Below are 4,265 nucleotides of genomic sequence, written 5' to 3' on the forward strand. Positions count from 1 at the left end.
GGGCCGGGCGGTGGCGACGGCGGGCGTCGACGTCACCGCGCTGCACCCCGAGCCCGAGCAGGACGGGTCCCGGCTGCTGCTCGGGCTGCTCGCTGGTGGTCTCATCTACATCTCGCTGCTGATCTTCGGTCCGGCGGTGGCGCAGAGCGTGATCGAGGAGAAGACGAGCCGGGTGGTGGAGCTGCTGCTGGCCGTCATCCGCCCGTGGCAGTTGATGGCGGGCAAGGTGCTCGGGATCGGCGTGGTGGCCCTCGGTCAGCTGGTGCTGATCGGCGTGGTCGGGGTCGGGTTGGGGCTGGCCACCGGGGATCTGGGCATCCCGGCGGGGATCGCGGTGGTGGCGGTGGCGTCGGCGCTGCTGTGGTACCTGATCGGGTTCGCGATGTACGCGCTGATGTTCGCCGCCGCCGGGGCGCTGGTGTCGCGCCAGGAGGACGCCGGCGGGGTGACCGCCCCGATGATCTCGATGATCATCATTCCGTATGTGCTGGGCATCTCGGTGCTGCCGTCGACCCCGGACAGCGGCCTGATCCTCGCGCTGGCGATCGTTCCCTTGTTCGCGCCGATCCTGATGCCGATGGTGATCGGGATCGGCAGCGTGGCGGTCTGGCAGGTGCTGCTTGCGTTGGCGTTGAGCCTGGTGTGGATCGCGGTGCTGGTCTGGCTGGCCGGGCGGGTGTACGGCAACGCGGTGAAGCGTTCGGGGACGCGGGTGCCGCTGCGCGAAGCCCTGCGCGCGGCCTGAGCCCGCCGCCGGCGCGCTGCCAGCCCGTCGCCGGCGCGCCGGGATCGGTAGCATCCGGAGCGATCGACTAGGGCGCCGGCCATGCCGTCGTCTGCGCCAGCGACAATCGACGCCGGCCGGCCCAGGCGACGATGCCAGCCGGCTCGCGAAAAGAGAACAGGGAGCGGTTCGTGCGAGACATCGCCGTCTTCAGCGGCAGTGCCCATCCCACCCTCGCCGAGGAGATCTGCGCGCATCTGGACGTGCCGCTGCACCGGGTGCGGGTCCAGCGGTTCGCGAACGACTGCCTGGAGGTGCAGCTGCCGGCGAACTGCCGGGAGCGCGACGTCTTCCTCATCCAGCCGTTGGTCGCGCCGGTGCAGGAGAACCTGGTCGAGCTGCTGCTGATGCTGGACGCGGCGCGCGGGGCGTCGGCGGCGCGCACGACGGTGGTGCTGCCGCACTATGCCTACGCCCGCTCGGACAAGAAGGACGCGCCGCGGATCTCGATCGGCGGTCGGCTCGTCGCGGACCTGCTCGTGGCTGCCGGGGCGAGCCGGGTGCTGGCGATGACCCTGCACTCCCCGCAGGTCCACGGTTTCTTCAGCGTCCCCGTCGATCATCTGCACGCGCTGCGGGAGCTGGCCAAGCACTTCCGCCGCCACGACCTGTCGAACACGACGGTGGTGTCGCCGGATCTCGGTAACGCCAAGGAGGCGGCGGCGTTCGCGCGGATGCTCGGGGTGCGGGTCGCGGCCGGGGCCAAGCAGCGTTTCGCCGACGACCGGGTGAGCATCAGCGCCGTCATCGGGGATGTGGCCGGCCGCGACGTCATCGTTCTTGACGATGAGATTGCCAAGGGCAGCACGGTGTTGGAGCTGCTCGAGCGGCTACGGGAGCTGGGCGTGCGCTCGGTGCGGGTGGCGTGCACGCACGGGCTGTTCTCCGCCGGGGCGCTCAAGCGGATCTCCGACCAGCCGGAGGTGGTGGAGATCGTGTGCACGAACACGGTGCCGATCCCGCTGGGGGACCGGGTGCCGAAGCTGGAGGTGCTCACGGTCGCCCCGCCGTTGGCCGAGGCGATCCGCCGCATCCACAACGGCGAGTCCGTCAGCGCCCTGTTCGACGCCTGACCCTGCCCGGGGCAGCCCTGCCGCCTGCGCAAGGGGAGGACGGCGGGAAGGGACCCGGATCTGTGGCCCGCAGGGGCGGGCAACAGGTCAGGATTGGCTGATGTCAGCGTTCGCTGTACCGTTGAGGCATGGTCAAGGTCGCTTCGCAGGCTGAAGTGCTCGCCCGGTTCGGTCACGCGCTGTCCGATCCGACCCGGGCGCGGCTGCTGCTGGTGCTGCGGGCCGGCGGGGCCTACCCGTCGGAGCTGGCCGAGATCCTCGGCGTGGGCCGCACGAACCTGTCCAACCATCTCGCCTGCCTGCGCGGATGCGGACTGGTCGTCGCCACCCCGGAGGGCCGCCGCCAGCGCTACGAGCTCGCCGACGACAAGCTCCGCCACGCGTTGGACGACCTGCTCAACGTCGTCCTCGCCGTCGACACCGAACATGTGCATCCCGACGGTGGCACCGTCCCGGCGTCGGTGGGACCGGCCGGGGCCATGGTGGGCACACCCGCCGGGGAGTCCCTGGCGGGTGTGAGCAAGCCATGACGGCGTCCGACCACGACCACGACCATGTCGCCGGCCCTGCGCGCGATACCGACCCGGCCCACGGTTCGGGGCACGGCCACGACGCGCACGAGCACCGCGGCCACGAGCACTCGCACCACGGGCACGGGATGGCGGCGGGGCGGGGCAGTGTGCGTCAGCGGCGGCGGTTGTGGCTGGCGGCGGGGTTGAATCTCGCGATCGTCGTCGGGCAGGCGGTGGCCGGCTTCGCCGCGGGGTCCGTCGGCCTGCTCGCCGACGCCGGGCACAACCTGACCGACACCGCCGGGGTGGTGCTCGCGCTGGTGGCGTTGGCGTTGTCGCAGCGTCCGCCGTCGGCGCGGCGCACGTTCGGCGGGGTGCGTTGGCCGGTGCTCGCCGCGCAGGCGAACGCCGCGGCGGTGCTGGTGGTAACGGCCCTGCTGGCGGTCGAGTCGTTGCGCCGCCTCGGCGAGCACGGTCCGGTCGACGGCCCGGTGGTCGTCGCCGTCGCGCTGGCGGCCGCGGTCGTCAACGCGGCGAGCGCTCTGGTCATCCACGAACGCGGCGCCGATCTGAACATCCGCGCGGCCGTGCTGCACCTGGCCGGGGACGCGGCGGTGTCGGTGGCGGTCGCCGCGTCGGGCCTGGTGATCTGGCTGGTCGGCGGCTGGTACTGGCTGGACCCGCTGGTGTCGCTGCTGATCGCCGTGCTGATTGCCGGGCAGGGGGTGAAGCTACTGGTCAGCGCGTCGCGGGTGCTGCTGGAGGCGACGCCGGAAAGCCTGGACGTCGCCGCGGTGCGCGCGGACATCCTGCGCGACACCCATGTCCTCGATGTGCATGACCTGCATGTGTGGAGCCTGTCCGACCAGGTGTTCGCCGCGTCGGTGCATCTGGAGCTGGGCCATCTCGACGGTGCGCGCGACGGTCATCCCAGCCTCGCGCAGGCACGGGCGGTGTCGGATGGGATCAAGGTGATGCTCGCCGAGCGGTACGCCATCACCCATGTGACGATCGAGTCCGAGTGCGAGCCGTGCACCCCCCCGCACGACGATCCGTGCGGCATCGCCCGCGGCCTGGGCGCGGACCGGACGGCCGGCGAGCCACGCCGCGGCGGTGGCGGTGGCGGCGCACCCGATGCTGCCGGTGCTCGCGGCGGTGGTGAAGCACCGGATGGTCGCCGTTCCCGGCGGTCCCGCGCCGCCTCGCTCCCCGAGCGGACGGTCTGAGCTAGCGGACGGTCCGAGTTTCCGATGCGGGCGGGTCAGGATGCGGGCGGGTCAGGTGGTCTGGCCGGTGGGCATGATGGTGATCTGCTGGAGGTTGACGCGGGGCGGCAGCGTCGCGAGGAAGCCGATGGTCCGCGCGATGTCCTGCCCGGTGAGCCATTCCATGCTCTGCCGGGTGCCCGCCAGCCAGTCCAGGGCGCCGTCGTCGGTGACGTGGTCCTGCAGTTCGGTGCCGACGATGCCGGGTTCGATCGCGGCGACCCGGACGTTGCGCGGGCCGAGTTCGACCCGCAGGTGGCGCGACAGGTGGCTGACGTAGGCCTTGGTCGCGGAATAGACGGCGAAGGTGGGGAAGATGTTCTGCGCCGCGACCGAGGAGGTGTTGACCAGGTCGGCCACCCCGCGGGCGCCGGCGGCGGTCACCAGCTGGGGGACGAAGGCGCCGATGACGTTCATCAGCCCGGTGATGTTGAGGTCGATCTGGTGGCGCCACTGGTCGGCGCGTAGCTGCTCGATCGGGGCGGGCAGCATGACGCCGGCGTTGTTGACCAGCAGGTCCGCGCCGCCGAGGTCGGTGGCTATCCGGTCGGCGGCTGTCTGGACGGCGGCGGGGTCGGTGACGTCGGCGGTGATCGCCACGGCCGTGCCCCCGTCCTTGCGGTGGTGGGGC

5 protein-coding genes are annotated in these 4,265 nt (G+C 72.0%); 4 read left to right on the forward strand and 1 reads right to left on the reverse strand.

Features of this window, described 5'->3' with window-relative positions; translation table 11 throughout:
• The 4 genes from NBZ85_RS28330 to NBZ85_RS28345 all read left to right on the forward strand — a co-directional run.
• The coding region (locus tag NBZ85_RS28330; RefSeq protein WP_261563027.1) for an ABC transporter permease at positions 1-745 on the forward strand (745 nt) is incomplete at its 5' end.
• Between the two features lie 170 nt (positions 746-915).
• Positions 916-1,857 carry a ribose-phosphate diphosphokinase gene (locus tag NBZ85_RS28335; protein WP_261560369.1) on the forward strand — a complete coding sequence of 314 codons (942 nt, stop codon included), beginning with the start codon at positions 916-918 and terminating at the stop codon, positions 1,855-1,857.
• 128 nt (positions 1,858-1,985) lie between these two features.
• Entirely contained in the window at positions 1,986-2,387 is a 402-nt protein-coding gene (locus tag NBZ85_RS28340) for an ArsR/SmtB family transcription factor (protein WP_261560360.1), read from the forward strand.
• Positions 2,384-3,595, forward strand: a complete 1,212-nt coding sequence (locus NBZ85_RS28345) for a cation diffusion facilitator family transporter (RefSeq protein WP_261560355.1) — start codon at positions 2,384-2,386, stop codon at positions 3,593-3,595. The genes NBZ85_RS28340 and NBZ85_RS28345 overlap by 4 nt, the downstream gene beginning before the upstream one ends.
• 51 nt (positions 3,596-3,646) lie before the next feature.
• Here the strand turns inward: NBZ85_RS28345 and NBZ85_RS28350 are convergent.
• Positions 3,647-4,265 (reverse strand): SDR family oxidoreductase (locus NBZ85_RS28350; protein ID WP_261563028.1); only part of this gene is annotated, 619 nt, incomplete at its 5' end.

This window comes from Frankia tisae (genome assembly GCF_025403405.1).
Classification (GTDB): domain Bacteria; phylum Actinomycetota; class Actinomycetes; order Frankiales; family Frankiaceae; genus Frankia; species Frankia tisai.

Coding starts and splice junctions, on each gene's coding strand:
- NBZ85_RS28340 (WP_261560360.1), top strand. CDS start 1,986: ATGGTCAAGGTCGCTTCGCAGGCTGAAGTGCTCGCCCGGTTCGGTCAC.
- NBZ85_RS28345 (WP_261560355.1), top strand. CDS start 2,384: ATGACGGCGTCCGACCACGACCACGACCATGTCGCCGGCCCTGCGCGC.